11 protein-coding genes are annotated in these 22,606 nt (G+C 63.8%); 6 read left to right on the top strand and 5 right to left on the bottom strand.

Translation table 11 applies throughout. The annotated features are described in order from the left end of the window. Nucleotide 1: 1 nt before the first annotated feature. Nucleotides 2–853: a hypothetical protein gene (locus E4P00_RS12325; protein WP_228309729.1), complete on the bottom strand. Its 852-nt coding sequence runs from the start codon at nucleotides 851–853 to the stop codon at nucleotides 2–4. A 331-nt stretch (nucleotides 854–1,184) separates the two neighbouring features. On the opposite strand from E4P00_RS12325, the gene E4P00_RS12320 reads away from it, so the two are divergent. The 3 genes from E4P00_RS12320 to E4P00_RS12310 all read left to right on the top strand — a co-directional run bounded on the left by E4P00_RS12320 (nucleotide 1,185) and on the right by E4P00_RS12310 (nucleotide 5,882). Then, the gene (locus E4P00_RS12320) at nucleotides 1,185–2,060 is read left to right on the top strand and encodes a bestrophin family ion channel (protein WP_005787467.1); all 876 of its coding nucleotides are present in this window, start codon (nucleotides 1,185–1,187) and stop codon (nucleotides 2,058–2,060) included. Nucleotides 2,061–2,174: 114 nt separating this feature from the next. Beyond that, nucleotides 2,175–4,583 carry a glucose/quinate/shikimate family membrane-bound PQQ-dependent dehydrogenase gene (locus E4P00_RS12315; RefSeq protein WP_248131620.1) on the top strand — a complete coding sequence of 803 codons (2,409 nt, stop codon included), beginning with the start codon at nucleotides 2,175–2,177 and terminating at the stop codon, nucleotides 4,581–4,583. Between the two features lie 54 nt (nucleotides 4,584–4,637). Then, nucleotides 4,638–5,882, top strand: a complete 1,245-nt coding sequence (locus tag E4P00_RS12310) for a carbohydrate porin (RefSeq protein WP_248131618.1) — start codon at nucleotides 4,638–4,640, stop codon at nucleotides 5,880–5,882. Here E4P00_RS12310 and E4P00_RS12305 read toward each other — a convergent pair whose 3' ends face one another. Beyond that, nucleotides 5,883–6,866: an AraC family transcriptional regulator gene (locus E4P00_RS12305; protein WP_248131616.1), complete on the bottom strand. Its 984-nt coding sequence runs from the start codon at nucleotides 6,864–6,866 to the stop codon at nucleotides 5,883–5,885. A gap of 238 nt (nucleotides 6,867–7,104) precedes the next feature. Here E4P00_RS12305 and E4P00_RS12300 point away from each other — a divergent pair, with 238 nt between their 5' ends. Continuing rightward, a complete protein-coding gene (locus tag E4P00_RS12300; protein WP_248131614.1) occupies nucleotides 7,105–9,153 on the top strand; it encodes a TonB-dependent receptor in 2,049 nt (682 codons plus the stop codon). Between the two features lie 612 nt (nucleotides 9,154–9,765). Here E4P00_RS12300 and E4P00_RS12295 read toward each other — a convergent pair. From E4P00_RS12295 to E4P00_RS12285, 3 genes are read right to left on the bottom strand one after another with little or no spacing between them, the layout of a single operon-like run. Beyond that, the gene (locus E4P00_RS12295) at nucleotides 9,766–11,913 is read right to left on the bottom strand and encodes a TonB-dependent receptor (RefSeq protein WP_248131612.1); all 2,148 of its coding nucleotides are present in this window, start codon (nucleotides 11,911–11,913) and stop codon (nucleotides 9,766–9,768) included. Between the two features lie 33 nt (nucleotides 11,914–11,946). Beyond that, nucleotides 11,947–15,009, bottom strand: coding sequence for a hypothetical protein (locus E4P00_RS12290; RefSeq protein ID WP_248131610.1), 3,063 nt, complete (start codon nucleotides 15,007–15,009; stop codon nucleotides 11,947–11,949). Continuing rightward, nucleotides 15,006–15,890: an ABC transporter ATP-binding protein gene (locus E4P00_RS12285; RefSeq protein WP_032876507.1), complete on the bottom strand. Its 885-nt coding sequence runs from the start codon at nucleotides 15,888–15,890 to the stop codon at nucleotides 15,006–15,008. Before E4P00_RS12285 ends, E4P00_RS12290 begins: the two co-directional genes overlap by 4 nt. 300 nt (nucleotides 15,891–16,190) lie before the next feature. Here E4P00_RS12285 and E4P00_RS12280 point away from each other — a divergent pair, with 300 nt between their 5' ends. After that, nucleotides 16,191–20,624, top strand: coding sequence for an amino acid adenylation domain-containing protein (locus E4P00_RS12280; RefSeq protein WP_248131607.1), 4,434 nt, complete (start codon nucleotides 16,191–16,193; stop codon nucleotides 20,622–20,624). 32 nt (nucleotides 20,625–20,656) lie between these two features. Next, nucleotides 20,657–22,600, top strand: coding sequence for an amino acid adenylation domain-containing protein (locus tag E4P00_RS12275; protein ID WP_248131605.1), 1,944 nt, complete (start codon nucleotides 20,657–20,659; stop codon nucleotides 22,598–22,600). Nucleotides 22,601–22,606: the final 6 nt, after the last annotated feature.

The following is a 22,606-nucleotide window of genomic DNA, read 5'->3' as shown; positions in this document are numbered from 1 at the left end:
CTTACGCTCCCATCTCAATAGCATGCAGGCCCAGCGCAAAAGAAAAGGCCATAAAGCGTTTTACCAGGCTGACAAAAGGCGGCAGCACTTCCAGCCGGGTCTTGGAGTGAGCTTTGAAATACCCCTTCTCGACACCCTCCTGGACCATTCGAATAATGTGAGTCTTGGACACGGAAAGTTGCTTGGCCAAGGCCAGATAAGACGATGACCGGAACGTGGCCCGATCATTTTCCGGCGCGAAGGCATCGTTATAAATCGCCAGCATCAACAGATGCCCGGCGTCTCTTTTCACCAACCAGTAACACTCGGGAAGCAGTACATCCACCGTGAGATCGGCGTCGAGGATAATGGCAAAGCCCTTGAAATAAAGGGACAGGAAGCCACGGTCATCCAACTCGCGCATTTGCCGGAAAATCGCCCGTTCAGGGTAAAGCCGCGCCAATGACTCGGTGAGCGAGGTCAACATCAAACGCGCTTCGCGACAGGCCTCATCCGACGGCGCGTAGACCCTGAAGCGACTGTCTTCGGGGTGCGGCGCGACGTCCATGAAGCCCAGCGCCCGCAATAAAAGGAACATTGATTCCAGGCTGTTTTTTGAACAATACCTGCGCGTCACACACAGGGTCTTAACTTCCGACAATAACGGTAAGGGTGTGGCGAAGTATTCACTCAATAAGGCAAACGACACCATCAAACGGCTGTATTTAAGTGCACTCTTGTAGAAAAACGGTCTTCGGGAATAGGGCACGAGCAGCACGTGGTAATGCGCTCTCAGGCACGATTCAAAATCCTTATGACGTTCGAGCGCTTGCGCGGTATTACACATAGCCGACTTCAACGAACTGACATGCATGAAAGAGCCCTGATCATCCAACTTGATTCCACTGATCTCAGCTACGAAATCCCTGCAGCCCGGCCCCAAAACAAATCACGTGGTAAACCCTACGGTTAATGGCTTTTTGCCTCGAACGCAATGTACAGCGATTGCCGGACAAGACGTCATCAGTACCAAAGTTGTTCCAGATTCAAGTGGACCCTCTGCGCACACCTGCGCGTAACTTCTCGTTACATCCTCCGAAGCGAGTGACTGGTCGACGAATCGATTCAGCAACCGGCGAACCTTTCTCCCTTGCGTGGCGTCGTAACAGAGCATTGTTGCCAACCGCCCGCCGCGAGGTTCTCGTTTGAAAGCTGCCGTCCTGAAGAAATACCGCCTGATCATCAAGACCATGGGCTATGTGGGCTGGGCCCTGTTCTGGCTATTGCTGTGGGATGTGGCAGTAACCGTGGACTTCATGTTGTTTCTCACCACCAAGATCAACCTGCCGCTGATGCCACTGACATTGCTGGGTTCGGCGCTGGTGGTGTTGATCAGTTTTCGCAACAGCAGCGCCTATAACCGCTGGTGGGAAGCGCGCACGTTATGGGGGGCGATGGTCAATAATTCGCGCAGCTTTGCGCGCCAGGTGCTGACGCTGCTGGATGACCCCGACGGCGAAGTGAATCCGATCAAATCCACACTGCTGCGCCGCCATGTGGCGTATGTGAATTGCCTGGCCGCCCACCTCAAGGGCGAACCCTGCCCGGATGAAGTGCGAGCGTTTATCCCGGCCGAGGAATTCGCCCGCAATGGCGCGACCAACAATTTTGCCAATGACATCCTGACCGGGTCAGCGGCGTTGCTGGCCAAGGAATACAAGGCCGGCCACCTGGACAGTATTCGCCTGGCGCGGCTGGAGTCGACCCTGGTCGACCTGTCCAATGCCCAAGGCGGCATGGAGCGCATCGCCAATACACCACTCCCCTACCCCTACGTGTATTTCCCGCGGCTGTTTATCTCGCTGTTCTGCCTGATCGTACCGGTGGGCCTGGTGGAATCCCTTGGCTGGTTTACCCCACTGGCTTCCACGGTAGTGGGCTTTATGCTGCTGGCCATCGAGCGTATCGGCACCGACCTGCAAAGCCCGTTTCACTCCAGCGAGCATCAGATCCAGATGGAGGCGATTTGCGAAACCATTGAGAAGAACCTGCAATCGATGCAGCGCGATGCGTTGGCCTGAGCCAAGGCATAGTCGCCGTAGTTGTAAAAGACTATTACGAGGCACAATGTACTAACCGGTTACTTATCTTGCTAAAATCGCGTCTTTGCCCTCTCTCACTCGAGTCTATTCGACATGAAACGAGCATCGCGCGCCGCTGGCGTCTCTAGATTTCTACTCCTGGCCCTGGGCGTTGTCATCGCCCTGCTCGGCCTTGCGCTTGCCGTGGGCGGCGCCAAACTGGTCAGCCTGGGAGGTTCCTGGTACTTCCTGGCAGGTGGCGTGGCCATGGCCGTCTCCGGGCTGCTGATCGCTCGGCGCAAGCCTGCCGGGGCGTGGTGGTTTGCCGCGTTCCTCGTCGGTACGGCCGTATGGGCGGTAGCCGACGTGGGCCTGGTGTACTGGCCGCTGTTCTCGCGGCTGTTCATGTTCGCGGTGATCGGCGTGGTGGTGGCGCTGGTGTATCCATTGCTGGCCGGCAAACCGGCGCGTGGCGCTTATGCGGTCGCGGCTTTGTTGGCAGTCGGCGTGGCGGTGGCGGCAGGCAATATGTTCGTCGCTCACCCAAGCGTGGCGCCGACCGGTGCCGGCCCTGGCATCACCCCGGTAGCCGAAGCCGATGCACAGAAAGACTGGGCGCACTACGGCAACACCGAGGGCGGCAGCCGCTTCGCCGCGCTGGACCAGATCAATCGCGACAACATCGACAAACTCAAAGTCGCCTGGACCTACCACACCGGTGGCGTGGCCATCAGCGACGGCAACGGCGCCGAAGACCAGTTGACGCCCTTGCAGATCGGCAACAAAGTCTTCATCTGCACCCCGCACAACAACTTGATCGCCCTGGACGCCGACACCGGCAAAGAGCTGTGGAAGAACGAGGTCAACGCCCAGTCAGCGGTGTGGCAGCGTTGCCGTGGCATGGCCTACTTCGACGCCACTGCGCCGATTGCCCAGCCGACCCAGCCCAACAGCTCGCCGATCATTGCCGCCACCGTGCCTGCCGGTGCGCAGTGCCAGCGTCGCCTGCTGACCAACACCATTGATGCGCGCCTGATCGCCGTGGATGCCGACACCGGCAAGTTCTGCGAAGACTTCGGCACCCATGGCCAAGTGGACTTGAAAGCCGGCCTGGGTAATGTGCCGGACAGCTACTACCAACTGTCCTCGGCGCCTTTGATCGCCGGCACCACCGTCGTTGTCGGTGGCCGTGTCGCCGACAACGTGCAGACCGATATGCCAGGCGGCGTGATCCGTGGTTTTGATGTGATCAGCGGCCAGATGCGTTGGGCGTTCGACCCAGGCAACCCTGAAGACAAGCAAGCGCCGGCCGCGGGCAGCACCTATGTGCGCAGCACGCCGAACAGCTGGGCGCCGATGTCCTACGACCCGCTGATGAACACCGTTTTCCTGCCGATGGGCAGCTCCTCCACCGACATTTACGGCGTGGAACGCACCCAGCTGAACCACAAATATGGCGCCTCCGTGCTGGCGCTCGACGCGTCCACCGGTGCCGAAAAGTGGGTCTACCAGACCGTCCACAATGACCTCTGGGACTTCGACCTGCCGATGCAGCCGAGCCTGATCGACTTCACCCCGCCAGGCAGCGACAAGGCAGTACCGGCTGTGGTGATCGGCACCAAGGCCGGGCAGATCTACGTGCTCGACCGCGCCACCGGCAAACCGCTGACCGACGTGCAGGAAGTGCCGGTCAAGGCCGCGAACATTCCCAACGAACCATACTCCCCGACCCAGCCAAAATCGGTGGGTATGCCGCAGATTGGCGCGCAGACCCTGACCGAATCGGACATGTGGGGTGCCACCCCGTACGACCAGTTGCTGTGCCGTATCGACTTCAAAGGCATGCGCTACGACGGCCTGTACACCGCGCCGGGCACCGATAAATCCCTGAGCTTTCCGGGTTCCCTGGGCGGCATGAACTGGGGCAGCATCTCCACCGATCCGGTACACGGTTTTATCTTCGTCAACGACATGCGCCTGGGGCTGTGGATCCAGATGGTGCCGTCGCAAAACAAGGCCCAGGCCTCTTCCGGTGGTGAAGCGCTGAACACCGGTATGGGCGCCGTGCCGCTCAAGGGCACGCCTTACGCGGTCAACAAGAACCGCTTCCTGTCGGTGGCCGGCATTCCCTGCCAGGCACCGCCATTCGGCACCTTGACCGCCATCGACATGAAGACGCAAAAAGTTGCCTGGCAAGTGCCGGTGGGCACGGTTGAAGACACCGGCCCCCTGGGCATCCGCATGCACCTGCCAATCAAAGTCGGCCTGCCGACACTGGGCGGCACGCTGTCCACCCAAGGCGGCCTGATCTTTATCGCCGGCACCCAGGACTTCTACCTGCGCGCCTTCAACAGTGGCAACGGTGACGAAATCTGGAAAGCCCGTTTGCCGGTCGGCAGCCAGGGTGGCCCGATGACCTACGTGTCGCCAAAAACCGGCAAGCAGTACATCGTCGTCACCGCCGGCGGCGCGCGCCAGTCCACCGACCGCGGCGACTACGTGATCGCCTACGCCCTGCCGTAACCCCTCTCTGTTCGCGCGGTGCTCCCGCACCGCGCTTTGCGTTTGGAACTCCGCATGAACCCTACTTCTCATACCTCCCTTGGGCGCCTGGTGCTCGGCCTGGCGTTGACTGCTGCCCTGCCCGTTCAAGCCGACGACACCACCCTGACCGGCGACTGGGGCGGCCTGCGCCGTGAACTCGACGCACAAGGCATCCGCTTTACCGGCGACTACAGCGGCGAAACCGCTTACAACGCCCACGGCGGCCAGCATCGCTCGGCGCGCTATTCGCAAAACCTCAAGCTCGGCGTGCAGTTCGACCTGGGCAAGCTTTACGGTTTCAACAACGGCGACCGCATCCAGCTGACCATCAACGACCGGCGCGGCAACAGCGCTTCCGAAGACCTGGTGGGCAACCGCCTGCCGATCCAGGAAAACTACGGCGGCCTCTACACGCGCCTCACCGAGTTGAGCTACGAGCGCACGCTGTTCACCCCCGCACTCAACGTCAAGCTCGGCTACATGGCCATGGGCAATGACCTCGGCGGCCTGGACAGCGGCATTTTGTGCAACTTCATGAACGCCGGTTTCTGCGGGCACCCGCTGAACATGTCGGGCGGCAGTGGCTGGGCCAATTACCCGAATGCGCACCTGGGCGCGCGGGTGAAATATGACTTTTCGCCAAACTGGCAACTGCGGGTGGCGGCGTTCAACGTCGACCCTTCCAGCAATGGCAACTCCAGCCGCGCCTGGCACCTGGGGCCCAAGCACACCACCGGCACCGTGGTGCCCATCGAGCTGATCTACAAGCACGCGGGCAGCCTGCCGGGTGAATACAAGCTCGGTTATTACTACGACAGTTCCGATGTAAAACGCATTGGCAGCAACAAGGACGTCAGCGGGCGCGGCGGTCACTACCTGTTGATCGACCAGGCGGTGTGGGCCTCCCAATCCTCCCAAGGCCGCAGCTTGCACGCCTTCGGCCAATACTCTGCGGCCAGCGAAGCGGCTTCGCCGTTCACCAAGTGGTATGGCGCGGGGCTGGTGCTGTACAAACCGTTCGACAGTCGCCCACGGGATACCGTCGCCCTCGGTTATGGCCGTGCAGTGCCCAACCCGCGCAGCCGGGATAACGCGAATGCGGCCTACGCCAACCTGGACAACGCTGAACAGCTGATCGAACTCAGCTACGGCTACCAGGCCACACCGTGGCTGACCTTGCGCCCGGACGTGCAATACATCATCGAGCCGGGGGCGTTTTCCGCACAGAACATCGACAACGCGCTGGTGCTGGGACTGCAGGTGAAAGCGACCTTCTAGTCAGCCGGCATCCAGGGCTCTGCCGCGCCCGCCATTTTTCAACATTGACGGATTGATCCCGAACTGCTTGCGGAACGCCGTGGCGAAATGGCTGGCGTTGGCATAACCGAGGTCCGAGGCGATGCGCATCACCGATTCATTGCCGCTCATCAAGCGGCTGCGCGCCTGGATCATGCGCGTCTGCTGGAACACGCCATAGACGCTGTTGGAGAACAGTTGGCGAAACCCGCGGGTGAGCTTGGGCTGGCTCAAGCCGGACTCACGGGCCAACTCCGACAGGCTTGGCGCCTTGCCCAGATCCTCCAGCAAACGATCGCGGGCCCGCACCAGGCGCTGGCGGTCGGTGTGGCTGACGCGGCAGGTGCATTCGCCATCCTGGCGCGCTTCGAGGAACAGACTGACCAGCGTGACACTTTGCCCGTACAGCCACAGGCTGCTGCGCGGCGGGGCCGATGGCAGGCTGGCGCCGTGGTCCATGGCCAGGCCGAGCATGTGCGCGGTAGCACTCATTTCACCGCTGCGATGGCCGTCGAGGAAGCAATGTTCGCAGGCCAATGCCTTGTTCAGCAGCGGGTCGAGCTTCAATTCCCACTGGGCCAGCAACTCGGGGCGAATCATGACGGTGATGTTGTCGATCTCGCCGTGCTGGTGATATAGGCCATGGCGGCAACGGCCAAAGCTGATGCTGCCCGCGCCTTCATCAATCACATAGCGACGTTGCCGGCGCCCATCGCGAAAGCTGCACGCGGCCTTGCCCTTTAGCAGGTTGGTGAAGCTGAAGTGAATGCATTCGCTGTCGTCTTGCAAGGGCAACTCTACCGGCTGCTCAAAGGTGCTCTGCCAACGCACGATGTCCAGGCCCTCCTGCAGGGTCATACGCGTGACCCGGCAATGCGCTCCCGGCCCCAGATCGCTACCAAACCCTCCCGTAATGATTCGCGAGACCGGCATCGGTTCTCCTGCGCCTCCCTGAACGGCTGACATCGTAAATCTCCTGGCTGACCGGATACGGCTCGAATCAGACCACATCGGGGTAGAACTCTGCAATTGATAATTATTAGCATTTGGCACACTGCACGTGCCAAGCCAGATTGCTGCTGCCCCTGAGCAACGCACGCCGATCAGAACTCTCAGTCAAGGTCCCATCATGTCTGCACGATGCAACACGGCGGCTACCCGTCAATCTTGCTGCAAACGTAATAGTATAACAATAGCGATTGCTTTGACACTGACCCCTACCGCCTTCGCCGCCACCCTCAGCGAACCCCTGCAACTGCCCGCCTCCACGGTAACGGCGCGCTTGGCCCAGGAAGATTCCAAGGAAGTACCGATCAGCGTCAGTGTGGTCGATGGCGAACAACTGCGTACTCAACGCCTCGATACCCTAGAAAGCGCACTGCGCAATACCTCAGGGGTCAGCGTCAACTCTTCCGGCGGGCCCAACGACTTCAACGTGTTGATCCGCGGTGTCGGTTCGCTTTACCAGATGTCCATGGACGACAGTTCGGTCGCGTTCAATATCGACGGCGTACCTGTGTCGTCGCGCAGCCTGGGGTTCGGCACCCTCGACGTCGACCGCATCGAAGTGCTCAAGGGGCCGCAGGGCACACTGTCCGGCGCAATCGGCCAGGCCGGTGCCGTGAATATCACCACCCGCCAACCCAGCCGGGAACTCGAAGGTTACGTGCGTGGTGAAGTCGGCCAGAAAGGCCAGTTCCTCACCGAAGGCGCCATTGGCGGGCCGCTCAGTGACAGCCTCAGCGGCCGCCTGGCGGTGCGACGTGCCGGCTACGACAGCTGGATCGACAACGACCAGACCCATAACCCCATTACCAAACCGCGCAACGAAGCCTATCGCGCCAGCTTGTTGTGGGACCTCAACGATGACACCCACGTGCTGTTCAGCGCCGAACGCCAGCAGACCGAACGCGCCACCAATTCCCTGGTACTGCGCCCCTACGGCAGCCACCCGAGCCTGGACCTGACGCCCGGCCTGTTCGACGACAACGACAAGACCACCGAGCGCTACACGATCAAGGTCGACCACGACTTCGCCAACAGCCGGCTGACCTCCACCACCGCCACTGGCACGGCCGACTTCACCGGTTTGATCGCCTACGACAGCAAGCTGATGGGCGCCCTCTATGGCACGCCCGGTGAGTTCTGGGTGGTGGACAAATCCTTCGAGCGCAGCTGGAGCCAGGATATACACCTGGGCTCATTGCCCGATTCCGACGTGTTCTGGGTCGCCGGCGTCGCCGCCAGCCGCAATGAACGCAGCTACGACACCCCACGCAACACCTACGGCACCTCCGGCGCCAAGTTCCGCGACTTCACTACCACCACCTACGCAGGCTACGGCGAAGTGACTGTCCCGCTCACCGAACGCCTGAAACTCACCACCGGCTACCGCCATTCCTGGGACCGCAAGACCTACGACGGCCAATACTTCTCAGGCTCGAGCGCCGTGGACGACTCGCGCGCACTCACCGACCACTACGGCACCGGCCGCGTCGCCCTGAGTTATGCGATCACCCCACAGACCAACGTCTACGTGCAATTGGCAAGAGGGTATAAATCCGGCGGGTTCAATGATTATGCCTCCCAGGTCAGCGACAGCGAACCCTACAAGGCCGCCGTCAGCAGGGCCGCCGAACTGGGCTTCAAGAGCGAGACCGACGACCGTCGCGGCAGCCTCAACGGTGCGTTGTTCTACACGCGCGTGCACGATGATCACTTGCTTGGCTACGACGCGGCGACCTTCGCCACCAACGCCTTCAACGCCGACACCCACACCCGCGGCGCCGAACTGGAAGGTAGCTGGCGCTTCGACTACGGCCTGACCCTGGCCGCCAGCGCGACCTACCTCGATGCCAAGATCACCAGCGGCGTGCAAGGCATCCAGGCCGGTGACGTCGCCGCCGGCAACCGCACCCCGGATGTGCCCCGCTGGAGCGGCAACGTCAACGCCAGCTGGAAACACCCCCTGGGCAACTTCGCCAGCCTTGGCCAGACCAGCCTCAACACCAGCCTCAACTACCACCTGGTGGGTGAACGCGCGGCTGACCCGCAGAACCACTTCAACCTGGACAACTACGAGAAACTCGACCTGCGGGCGGGCCTGGAGAGCAAGTTTGGCGAGGTGTATGCGTTTGCCGACAATCTGTTGAACCAGACGTATGACACCTATGGTTTCTACAGTGACCCGGTGGCCTATGGTGGGCCGTCGCGGCGGCGGACGGTGGGCGTGGGCTATACCTATCAATTCTGAACCGACGCGATTCGGCCGGCTGTCCTGAGTTCAAATGCGGGAGGGGGCTTGCTCCCGATGGCGGTGGATCAGTCACAAATGTCCTGACTGACACTCCCCCATCGGGGCATGGGTATCTACACAGCTGTGTAGCAGCCGACGGTAACCACGATGCGCAGCGAGCCGCTCTTGATCTTGATCTTGATCTGCTTTTGATCTCAGGCGCCCCGTTAAACCACGCTGGCCGGAATTCGACAGGGATTTGGGGGGTAAACCGGCAGGGATGCCGGTTTTAGCCGCCCCGCGCCATGGATGGCGCGTGGCGGCGGCCCCCCAAATCACTGGCGGATTACGGGCACACCGAGCCTAAGCGAGGTGCCGAGTGGTGGGGCAAGAGCGTTTGGTTACTTTGCGCTTTTCAAAGTGACCCGCTGTAAAAGCGGAACCAATAGTGGCCGTTACCTAAATAATGGATATGTACTCGGTCTGATCCAACATCCTGGTCAACTGTCAGGTCTCCATCGGGGGCAAGCCCCCTCCCACATTTGGATCGTAGGGCATCAGTTAGATAGCTATAGGCTGTCAGGTCGCCAGCGGGAGCAAGCCCCTCCCACATTGCACCCAGTGGCTGCCTCAGAACTGATAGCTATACCCCACCCCCGCCGAACGCCCTCTCCCCGGCATCCCGGTCAGCACCGTATCGGTGGAATACGAGCCATACAGGTCATACCGCGCATCCAGCAAGTTATCACCCCACAGATATACCTCCGCCCCCCCACTCTCTACTCCAAGGTGCAAGTCCAGCTTGGCATACCCCTTGAGGTCATAGTGATTCTGCGTATCCGCCGGGCGGTTTTTTTGTACGCGGTAGTTGAGCAAGGTATTCAGGCGCGGCGCCGGCAAGCCCAGCAGTTCACCCAAGGGTTTCTTCCAGGCCACGCTGAAGTTGCCACTCCACAACGGCACATCCGGCACGCGGCTGCCCTTGGCCACATCACCACCAGACACGCCCGGCGCATCCGAGGTGACCACCGCGTTGGTGTAGCTGATGGCGCTGCCCAAGGTCAGTTCATCGGTGACATGCCAGGAGCTCGACAACTCGGCCCCTTTGCTGCGGGTGTCGCCATTCACCGCACTGACCGCCTGAGAAGTGAAGTCGTAACCCAGCAGGTGATCATCCTGCGCACGGGTGATAAACAACGCGCCTTCCAGGCTCAACGCACCGCCTTGGCTTTCATGCTTGAAGCCGACCTCGGCGGAGTTCACCTTGGCCGCCTTGTAGGGTTCGCTGTCCTTGATCGAGGTGGCGTAGTCGTTGAACCCGGCCGACTTATAGCCCCGCGACAACACCGCATACACATTGGTCTGCGGCGTCCAAGCGTAGCTCAGGGCCACGCGCCCGGTGTTGTAGTCGTCCTGCAAGCGTCGGCTGTCGCTGACCAGCTTGCCGCCACCGCTGTAGTCGGCGCCGTAGGTCTTGCGGTCCCAGGTATGGCGCAGGCCGGTGGTGAGTTTCCAGTCTTCGGCAATCGGGAAGGTGACTTCGCCGTAGGCGGCATAACTGTTGGTGGTGAAGTCGCGCAACTGCTTCGCGCCGTTGGTGAAGTTGTTGGAGTCAAAGCTGCGCTCGGAGCGCGACAGGTTCACCCCGGTCACCCAGAACACCTCGGCATCCGCCAGCGAACCCAGGCGCAGGTCCTGGCTCCAGACCCGCTCGTGGGCCGAGTCTTCGATCAGGTATTCAAACGGTTGACCATACAGCGCCTGGGTGATGTTGCGATCATAACCCTTGACCGCATTGAAGTCGGTGCTGGTGTAGGCGCTGATCGAGGTGATCCGGGCCTGGGCCAGGTCATGGTTGAGCTCGAAGGAATAACGCTCGTTGGTCTTCTTGTTGCCATTGAACGTACCCGGGGTGTAATCGAGACTCGGGCGATTGCCGAACGGGCGCAGGATCTCCGAGCCGGCATAATGATCGGCGCGCTGGCGTTCGACGGTCAGCAGGCCGGTGGTCCCTTCATCGTTGTCCCACAACAGGCTGCCGCGCAATGCCAGGTCGCGGGGCTTGGTCAGGGGGTCGCCATCCTGCTGGTCATCGACCCAGTTATCAAAGCCGCTGCGCCGCACGGCAAGTCGCCCGGCCAGGGACTCGGTCAGCGGCCCGCCCACTGCGCCCTCGGTCATGAACTGGCCCTGGTTGCCCACTTCGCCGCGCACATAGCCTTCCAGCTCACGGGTGGGTTTGCGGGTGGTGACGTTAATCGCGCCGGCCTCGCTGTTACGTCCGAACAACGTGCCTTGCGGCCCCTTGAGCACTTCCACTTGCTGCACGTCGAGGGTGGCCATTGCCGCGTTGCGCACCGACATCGGCACGCCGTCCACGTTCAGCACCACCGAGCCGTCATCCATGCTCATCTGGTTCAGCGAGCCGACCCCGCGGATGCGCACGTTGGCGTCGTTGGCGCCGCCCCAGGAGTTCACATCCACCCCAGGCGTGGTGCGCAAGGCATCTTCCAGGGTGCGTAACCGCCGGGTCTCAAGCGTTTTCCCATCAAGCACCGAGAGACCGAATGGAATGTCCTTGGCACTTTCCTGGGTCAACCGCGCACTGACCGTCACCGGCGCCAACTCGATGGTCTCGCTACTGGCGGCGGGTTGATAGTCAGCGGCATAGGCCGTGCACATCTGGCTGGACAAGGTCAGCGCCATGGCTTGGGTCAATACGTTGGCGCGCCAACCGAAAGGACGACGCAGCGGCTGGATAGACAGTTCAGATGACATGGCAAAGCTCCAAAAGACAGGGATGATTCAACTTCATTGCACAGGCCCCCAGCGCTTGAGCGCGGCGGCAATCACAGGATCGGAGGGCGCGCCCAGCAGGCCCTGGATCGCGGTTGGCCATCCCTGGCCGTTACGGACATCGGCGGTCAGCGCCGTGAGCTGTTCGGGAGTTTGCCCGGCGACCCAGTCAAGGCTGACCAGTGCGGCATAACTGGCGGCCCACCCCTGTTCGCGGGCATCGGCCAGGGTGCCGACGGGCTCACCGTCATTGCCCAGGGCACGGGTCAGGTCGTCGGCCATCAGCTTGACCAGCGCTGCACGGGCATCAGCACCGTCGATGTCCTCCACACACAGCAGGCCCAGCGCACCTGCCACACCCTGGCTGAGCCACAGGTAGCCGGGGGTTTGGCGCAGGTTGCTCGCCTCGACCAGCGATTGGCGGGCAAGCAGTTCGGCGATATGGGCACGGCGCGTCCAGCGCCCAACGCCTGTCGGCGCCACGTCCCAATTGGGTGACTGGCCAAGCAGTAAATGGCCATGACTCAGACGGCTGGCACCCATGCCGACAGGCCACTGACTCAGTTGTTCGACGCTGGGACGGCTGCCCAGACGCCGCGCCACACAGGCGCTCATCGCGTCCAGGTCCTCCTGCACTTCACGGGCGGTGTTCTCGCGGCTGATATCCTTCTGAGCCGACGTGGCATAGGCAAAGTCCAGCGGCCCCTCACTGCTGCCGGTAATGGCCTGGCCATCGACCTCAAGCTGCCATTGCCAGTGCCCGGCCGGTGCAACGGCATCCACCGCCACCGCAGCGCCCGTCGGCAACCGGGGCACCGCTGTCGGCAACCCGGCTTCGCTGCGCTGGGCCGGTGCACGCAACAACCGCTCGCTGTCCAGGCCCAAGCGTGGCACCACACGGTGCGCTTGCAGCCACACACCCTGAGGCCCAAGCCAGAATGCTTCACCCTCGGCAGGCCAGCCGTCAGCACTCACCGTCCAGTTCAACACCACCTGACAACCGCTCGCTGCGCACCCCTCCAACGGCACCCGCAGGTGCTCGGTGGCGTGTTCAAACACAACGGGGCGCCCCATCACGCTGACCGCGGTCACCTGCATACCCGGTGGCAACTCGGCATCGAGGCCGGTAGTGAGCACCCCATCCAACGTCCACTGGCCCACCACCTGCCGGGCGGCCGAATCGACCTGCACCTGCAACTGCCCGCCCGCCACCTGCCAGGCACTCGCCCCGGGCAGCCAGCGCCGTTCCCAGTCGGCGCGTTCGGCGCGTTGCTCGGCGACAGACTGGTAATCGCCCTGCTCCACCAAATGCCGCTGCAACAACACGCCGCTGCCAAGCAAGCCGACAGCACCCAGAGCCAGCAACACACCGGGCAAGCCGAGCAAACCGCGGCGCACGTCGCTCAATCGACGATGCTCCGGCCCACGGGGCAAGGCCAGTGCCGCGATCGCGAGCATGACCAGGCAACCGGCCAGTTTCCAACCGGCCAAGGTCGTCAGAAACGCCAGCCACGGCGCCCAGCCGGTCAGCAGCGACACGCTCACATGCGCAGGAATCGCCATGGCATAGGCCGGATAGGTGACCAGGCCCAACTCATGGTTGAGTACCAGGAAAAACGTCAGCAGCATCGAGGCGGCATACGCCAGCCCGGATCGGCGGATCAGCGCATGCACCAGCACTGTGAGCATCGCCAGCTCCACCAATGGAGGCGCGAACACCAACGCCTGATACACCAGCACAAAGCCCGGCGCCAGGCTGTCGGGCGCGGCAATCGCACTGATCAGCAAGCTGGCCAGGCCCGGCACCAGCGCAAGCGTCAGGGTCGCCAGCAGCACACAAGCCACCCGCCCCAGCAATCGCAACCACGCCGGGGCCGCAGTTGCCTGCAACATAGCGCCAAACCCTTCGACGTCATCGCGCCGGCACACCAGCCCAACCAGCGCCGCAACGATAAAGGCGATCACCAGGAACAACGCACTCGACAACAACGGCAGGGTCAGGTCCGCCCGGGGCACCATCGGTCCTCGCGCATGCCACACGCCGTGGACAAAGCCACTGAGCACACCCATCACCAACAGCAAGCCGAGCGCCACCCACCAGAGGCGCCGGGCAAACAGCTGGCGTACCTGCCAACGTGCCTCATACCACAGGGCGCGCGACCATTGGCTATGGGTCAGCGGGCCGGGCAAGGTCACTGCGCCTGTCAGTAACATCGGCGGCTCCGCCAGCACTGCCCCGCTGCGTTTGCCCATCAAGCCCTGGCGCGTGGTGCGCGCCAATACAGCGGCCAATAACAGCAGCGGCACAACGCACCACAACAGCCGGTTAAGCCAGAACCCCGGGGTCAAGGCCAACAGCGATTGGGATTTCTGCGCGGCGCTCCAGGTCTCGACCTGGGCCTGGGCAAAGGTGAACAGCGACGGGTCCAGGCTGGCAGCCAACAGCGGGTTTATATGCCCCCCCTTGAGCACCACCACGGCAAACATCCACAGCAGCATCAACACCGTCGCCAACCCAAACGGTGCCGCCAGGCCACGGCTGCGCAAGGCCAGCAGGTAATACAAGGCCCCAACCCCGGTGCTGACCGGCAACAGCAACGCAACCCAGGCAAACCCCAGCGCCGACCACATCGGTGCACCGATACTCGCGGCCGGCACCCAGCCGAGCCAGCCCAGTACCGGGCTGACCAGAAAGCCCACGATCAGCGAACTGGCGAGCAAGCCACCCACCAGCGCCGCACCGATAAAGCGCCCCCACAGCAGCGCCGGCAGCGACAGCGGCAAGGCCAGCAGCACCTCTTCCAATTGCGCCTCGCGGTCGCGCAGTGCCGGTTGGGCGAACACCCAGGCCCAGGCGAAAAACAGGAAAAACATGCAACCGCACGACATCAGGTAGATCAGGCTCGGCGCATTGCGTGCGATGTCGCTGGCGCCCATTTTCTGCACATAGTCGGCATTGGTCAGGGACATCAGCAAATAGCCGGTGAGGCCCAGGAAGACCAGAAGTGGAATGCCGCTGCGCAGCCCGGCGCGCACTTGCACCCAGGCCTCGCGCATCAAGAGAGCAAAGGTATTCATGCCGCGACTGCCTCGCCAGCCTGGGCCAGCGCCAGGTAATAGATGTCTTCCAGGCGCGGCGCGTGGGGCCTGAAGCGCGGATCAGCCGGACGTTCGCCGTGCACGATCACGCGGCTGCCGTCGGGGCTCGCCGCCACATGCAAGGCGTCGGGCAGCGGCTCACCACGACCGAACGACGCCTCCCATAAACGGCCCTGCTCAGCCTCGAGCAAATCCGCCGGGCGCCCTTCGACAATAATCTGCCCAGCGGCCAGCACCGCCAGGCGGCTGCACAGGTTCTCGACGTCTTCAACGATATGGGTCGAGAGCAACACGATGGACTCGGCCGCCACATCCGCCAACACTCGGTGAAAACGGTTGCGCTCGGCCGGGTCGAGCCCGGCGGTCGGCTCATCGACGATCAGCAAGCGCGGCGAGCCGATCAGGGCCATGGCGATGCCGAAGCGACGCAACATGCCGCCCGAATACGTGGCCAGCGCCCGGTGCGCGGCTTCCTGCAGGTTGACCTTGGCCAGCAAGCCCTCGACTTCCTCGCGGCGCTGGCGAGTGTCGGTACGCCCCTTGAGCCAGGCAAACCGATCAAGCAAATCCCGCGCACTCACCCCCGGATACGCCCCCAGCTGCTGTGGCAAGTAACCCAGGCGACGACGCAAATGCTCGGCATCGGCCAACACATCCACACCATCCAGGTGGATGCTGCCGGCGTCCGGCTGCTGCAAGGTCGCCAGGGTGCGCATCAGGCTGCTTTTGCCCGCGCCATTGGGGCCGAGCAAACCGTACATGCCCGGCCCCACATTCAGGTCAACACCGCGCAGCGCCTCAACGCCATTGTTGTAGCGCTTGCACAAACCGCGCACCTGCAAACCCGAATCGACTGACATCCACAACTCCCTCAAGGACAAGCCCTGCAAAAGGGCGGCGAGCGACGGTAGTCAAGGGCGGCGGCGCGGCTCTACCCGATTCAAGTCATTTTCCAACCGTATCCCGCACGCTGATCGGCGTTATGCCCCACCCCTCACACGCCCGAAACCGCGCGAGGGAAACGGATACGGGGCAAAAACGATTCGATCCGGGTAGTCGAGACAATGAGAATGACTAGCATCTCCTTCCACGCAATTACCTGCCCCTCAGCGCCTGGGCCAACGCCGGTCCGGGCCCTAGCGATGAGAAGACGTTGAGCCATGGCCACTCCCAGCACCTCAACCCTAACCCTGCTGCGCCGTTCCCTGTCCGAAGCCCTGGGACAGCCTGCCGAGCAGATCCCTCTGGAGGCCAACCTGATCGAATGGGGCCTGGATTCGGTCACCCTGATCCGCCTGGCAGGCCAATGGCGGCGTCAGGGTCTGGCCGCACGTTTCGCCGAGCTGGTGGCCGACCCGCGCCTGTGCGCCTGGCTGGCCCTGCTCGACACCGCGCCGGCTCCTGCCGCGCCCGTCAATCACAGCGCCGACGATGGCCAGCCCTTCGAACTGGCCCCCATGCAACATGCGTACTGGATCGGCCGTGCCCCTGGCCAGGCACTGGGTGGTGTGGCTGCACACTTCTATAACGAATTCGACGGTCACGACGTTGACCCGGCCCGCCTGGAAGCCGCCGTGCACGCCTTGTTGGCCCGCCACCCCATGTTGCGGGCGCAATTCCTCGACGATGGCCGCCAGCAGATCCTGCCCCGCAGTCCATGGCCGGGACTCAAAGTGCATGACCTGCGCCAGGCCGATGCCGAACAGCGGCAACACCATCTGCACGCCTTGCGCGCCGAACTTTCCCATCGCCAGTTGGCCGTGGAACACGGCCAGGTGCTGGACATCCAGTTATCACTGTTGCCCCAGGGCACGCGCCTGCACCTGAACCTCGACATGCTCGCCGCCGACGCCTTGAGCCTGCGTACCCTGCTCGGCGACCTGGTGCAGCTGTACCGCCTACAGCCGCTGCCCGCGCTGGATTACAGCTTCCCCCGTTACCTGGCCGACCTGCGCCTGGAGCACGCCAGCCCCGAGCACCGCGAGCGCCATCGACACGCCCACGACTACTGGTTGCAGCGCCTGGACGCCTTGCCCGGCGCCCCACGCTTGCCCATCAAGAGCCAGGGCGATGAGCGCCAGGTGCGCCGCCGTCACCACTGGTTGTCGGCGTCCCAACGCCAGGCGTTCGAACGCCACGCCCGCGAGCACGCCCTGACCCCGGCCATGGCCCTGGCCGCGGTGTTTTGCGAAGCCCTTGGCGCCTGGTGCGAGACGCCTGAGCTGCTGCTCAACCTGCCGCTGTTCAACCGTGTGCCTTTGCATACCGATGTCGAGCACCTGGTCGGCGACTTCACCTCCTCGATCCTGCTGGCCTGGGACGGCCGCATGACCGGCACCTTCGCCGCCCGAGCCACAGCGCTGCAACGACGCTTTCATGGCGATGCCGCACACAGTGCGTTTTCCGGCCTGGAGGTGTTGCGTGAACTGTCCCGCCATCGCGGCGAGCAAGTGCTGGCGCCGGTGGTGTACACCAGCGCGCTGGGCCTGGGGGAACTGTTCGCCGAGGGCGTGCAGGAGAGTTTCGGCCAGCCGGCCTGGATCATTTCCCAGGGCCCGCAGGTGTGGCTGGACGCCCAGGTCACCGAGCTGGACGGCGGCATTCTGGTCAACCTCGACGCCCGCGAAGGGTTGTTCGCCGAGGGGGTGCTCGATGGCCTGTTCGATGCCTATACCGGCCTGTTGCAGCGCCTGTGCCATGATGCTGCGGCCTGGGATCAGACGGTGCCGGCGCTGGTTCCCGCCAGCCAGCTTGACGTACGCCGCGCCACCCAAGGCCAGCGCACAGCATTACCGGTGACACGCCTGCACGAAGGTTTTTTCACCCTGGCGCAGTTGACGCCCGCCCTGCCCGCACTGCTGCACGGCAACCACATCATCAGCTACGGCGAGCTGGCCGAGCGAGCCCTCGCAGTCGCCGCCTACCTCGAAGGCCAGGGCGTGCAGCGCGGTGACATCGTGGCGTTGCAACTGCCCAAAGGCCCCGAGCAGGTGATCGCCGTGCTGGGCATCCTGGCGTGCAGCGCCACCTACCTGCCCATCGGCGCCGACCAGCCCGAGGCGCGTTGCCGCAAAATCTGCCAGTCGTCCGGCGCACGCTTGCTGCTCACCCGCTTGCCGCACGCCGACACCACGTTGCAAGCGCCGCGCCCCGGTGCGATCAGCGACCTGGCCTATGTTCTATATACCTCCGGTTCCACTGGTGAGCCCAAGGGCGTAGAGGTCAGCCACCTGGCCGCCGCCAACACCCTGGAAGACCTGCAACGGCGTTTGCAGCTCAATGGCGAAGACCGAATCCTGGCGCTCTCCGCGCTGGAATTCGACCTGTCGGTGTTTGACCTGTTTGCCGCGCTGGCCAACGGCGCGGCGGTGATCCTCATCGAGCCCCAATTGCAACGCGACGCCCCACGCTGGCGTGAACTGGCCGTGCAGCACCGCGCCACTGTGCTCAATTGCGTGCCGGCGCTACTCGACATGTTGCTGAGTTGCGCCGACGCCCCACTGCCCCTGCGCGCTGTATTGCTCGGTGGTGACAAGGTCGCGCCGCAGTTGGCGCCACGTCTGTGGGCCCAGGCGCCCGGTTGCCGCTTCATGGCCCTGGGCGGCGCAACGGAAGCGGCGATTCACTCGACGCTGTTCGAAGTCGCCCCCGGCCAGGCACTGCACTGGCATTGCCTGCCCTACGGCAAGCCGCTGGATAACGTCAGCCTGCGCATCGTCGACCGGCATGGCCATGACTGCCCGGATTGGGTGGCCGGTGAACTGTGGATCGGTGGCGCCGGGGTGGCCGAGGGTTACCGTGGCGACCCGGTACGCAGCGCCGAACGATTTGTGCAGCACCAGGGCCTGCGTTGGTACCGCACCGGCGACAGTGCGCGCTACCACCCCGACGGCACGGTCGAGTTTCTGGGGCGCACTGACTTCCAACTCAAATTGCATGGCTACCGCATCGAAGCCGGTGAAGTAGAACAGGCGCTGCTGGCGTGCCCCGGCGTCGAACAGGCGGTGGCGCTGCTGGTCGGCCAGCACCTGGCAGCGGTGGTGCGCCTTGCAAATGGCCCGGAGCAGCCCACAGTGCTGGAGCTGCCGGACCTGGCCGAGCGCCTGCCGGCCTATATGATTCCCAGCCTGATCCTCGGCTGCGCGCAGTGGCCCCTGACAAGCAATGGCAAGGTGGATCGCAACGCACTCAACGGCTGGCTGGCCGACCACGGCAGCGCCGTCCCTGCCCAGCTGTCGCCGCCCTGCGGAGCCATCGAACAACAGGTGGCCCGCGCCTGGCAGCAATTGCTCGGCTGTGGCGAGGTCTGCCGTGAGCACAACTTCTTTGCCCTCGGTGGTGACTCCCTGAGCGCCACGCGCCTGGTGCGCCTGCTGGCCGAACAAGGGCTGGGGGGCGCACGGATCGCCCAGGTGTTTGCCAAGCCGGTGCTGGCGCAGTTCTGCACAGGCCTGCATCAACAGGCCCAGGCCGAAACACAACGCACCGTGGTACCGGACCTCGACCAACGTCACGCGCCCTTCCCCATGACCGAGGTGCAGCAAGCCTACTGGCTGGGCCGCGACCCCAGCCTGGTATTGGGCGGCGTGAGCTGCCACTTCTACCGCGAATACGACGTCGAAGACCTCGACCTGCCACGCCTGCAACACGCATTGGCACGCCTGATCGAACGCCACGAAACGCTGCGCACAGTGTTCGACCACACAGGCCAGGCACGCATCCTCCCCCAGGTGCCCACCTTCGTGATCGGCCAGCGCTACGCCTGCCTTGAAGACCTGCGCGAACACTGTGCCCACCGCGTGTTCGATCCCGCCCAATGGCCGCTGTTCGATGTGCAGGCCGTGACCCAGGGCCGGCACACGCGGCTGGCGATCAGCCTGGACAACCTGATTCTTGATGCCCTGAGCATCCTGCGTTTCTATGCCGAACTCGACGCGCTGTACCGCGAGCCGACGCTGGCCCTGGCACCGCTGCAGCTTTCATTTCGCGACTATCAAGTGCAATCCCATGTGGAACCTGACGAATTGCACGCCGCGCAACAGTTCTGGCAGGAACGCCTGCCCACGTTGCCGACGCACCCGCAACTGCCCCTGGCAACCGACCCCGCCAACCTGGGCCAACCGCGCTTCGAGCGCCTGCAAGGGCAGGTCAAGGCCGATGCCTGGCAAGCGATCCTGGCCAAGGCCCAGCAACACGGGCTGACCGCTTCGGCGGTACTGCTCTGCGCGTTTGCCGAAACCCTCGGGCGCTGGAGTGCGCGCCCCGACCTGAGTCTCAACCTGACCCTGTTTGACCGCCGGCCGGTGCATCCGCAGATCGATCAGGTCATGGGCGATTTCACCTCCCTGACCCTGCTCGGCTATGCGCCCAAGGTCGGCGAACGCTGGATCGACCGCGCACGGCGCACCCAGCAGCAACTCGGCGATGCGCTGGAACACCGCTGCATCGGTTCGGTGAACTTGCTGCGTCAACTGGCGCGGCAACGCGGCGAACAGCAGGTCAACATGCCGGTGGTCTTCACCAGTGCCCTGGGGGTGCCGGATGGCACCGCCGCACCGGTAGACGGGCCGTTCGCCCGCAGGTATTCGGCCTGACCCAAACCCCACAGGTATGGCTCGATCATCAGGTGGTGGAAGCCGACGGCGGCATCGCCCTGAACTGGGACCGCGTGGTCGGCCTGTTCCCCGAAGGGCTGGTCGAAGCCATGTTCGACGCCTACCTGCGCAGCCTCCACTGGCTGGCCGAACACGCCTGGGACGACGCGCCGCCAGACTTGCTGCCCCTGGCCCAGGCGCAACTGCGCGCCCAGCTGAATGCACCCGGCCCCGGCGTGCCGGGTGATCCGACCTTGCATCAGGGCTTTTTCCAGCATGCGCACCACGCCCCGCATCGCCCTGCGCTGTTGTGGGGTGAGCATGACAGCCTGAGCTACGGCGAACTGGCCGAACGGGCGTTGCGCATCGCCCGTAGCCTGATAGACGCAGGGGTGACAGCCGGTGACCTGGTGGCGGTGTCCCTGGCCAAGGGCCCGCAACAGATCGCGAGTGTATTGGGCGTGCTGGCCGCCGGCGCCGCCTACCTGCCAGTGGGTGTCGACCAGCCGTTGCAGCGTTGCCAGCGCATCCTGCAACAGGCCGGCGTCAGCCTGATCCTTGCCGAGCACGACCCGCAACTGCCGGGCGTCAAACATCTCAAGCCGACCCAGGCGCAAAGCGCCGAACCGCTATCGGCACCGCTGGCAGTGTGCGCCAACCAACTGGCCTACGTGATTTACACCTCCGGCTCCACCGGCCAGCCCAAGGGCGTGGAAATCACCCACCGCGCCGCCATGAACACCGTGGCCGAGATCAACCGCTGCTACGGCATCGACGCGTCGGACCGCGGCCTGGCGCTATCGGCGCTGGACTTCGACCTGTCGGTGTATGACGTGTTCGGCCTGCTCTCGGTGGGCGCCGCCCTGGTGTTGATCGACGAAGACCAGCGCCGCGACGCCCGCGCCTGGCTCAAGGCCCTGCGACACCACCGCGTGAGCCTGTGGAACAGCGTACCGGCGCTGCTCGACATGCTGCTGGAAGCCAACGCCCTTGAGCGCCAACCCCTGGCGCTGAAGGTGGCCCTGCTGTCGGGCGACTGGATCGGCCTCGACCTGCCGCAACGCCTGCGCCAACAAGCCCAGGATTGCCGCTTTATCGCCCTGGGCGGCGCCACCGAAGCGGCGATCTGGTCCAACCATTACGAGGTACGGCAACTGTTGCCGGGCTGGCGCTCGATCCCCTACGGCGTGCCGCTGGCGAACCAGGCTTACCGCGTGGTCGACGCCCTTGGCCGCGACTGCCCGGACTGGGTCACGGGCGAGTTGTGGATTGGCGGCGCCGGCGTCGCACGCGGCTATCGCCATGCGCCGCAATTGAATGCCGAGCGCTTTGTCGAGGGTTGGTACCGCACCGGCGACCTGGGCCGCTACCACCCGGGTGGGTTGCTGGAGTTTCTCGGGCGTGCCGACACCCAGGTGAAGATTCACGGCCATCGTATCGAGCTGGGGGAAATCGAAGCCGCGCTGGCCCGTCATCCCAGCGTGAACCGTGCCGTGGTGCTGGTCGAGGATCAGCGCCTGCTGGCTGCTGTCACCGCCAGCACCTGCGCCGAGGTGCTGGCCAAGCACCTGGTGCAATGCCTGCCCGCCTATATGCGCCCGGAACAGATCCTGGTGCTGGAACGCCTTCCCCTGAGCAGCAATGGCAAGGTAGATCGCCGTGCCTTGCTTGCGCCATTGGCGGCGGCTGCCCGGTCCCACTGCGCCGTGGATGAAGCCCCGCTGAGCGCCGCAGAGCAACTGGTCGCCGAGCTGTGGCAGCAATTGCTCAACGTGCCCAGCGTGTCGCGCCACGACAATTTTTTCCGCCTGGGCGGCGACAGCCTGCTGGCCACGCGGTTTCTCGAAATGCTGCGCAGCCGTGTTGGCCTGGAGTTGCCCATGGGCCAGTTGTTCGGCGCCGCCAGCCTGATGGAAGTGGCCCACGCGGTAGAGCGCCAACCCACCCCGCACACCGTTGAAGAGGGCGTCATCTGATGCCCG

The sequence above is a fragment of the Pseudomonas sp. B329 genome, from assembly GCF_023127835.1.
Lineage (GTDB): Bacteria > Pseudomonadota > Gammaproteobacteria > Pseudomonadales > Pseudomonadaceae > Aquipseudomonas > Aquipseudomonas synxantha_A.
This window is presented reverse-complemented; position numbering and strand designations above follow the sequence as displayed.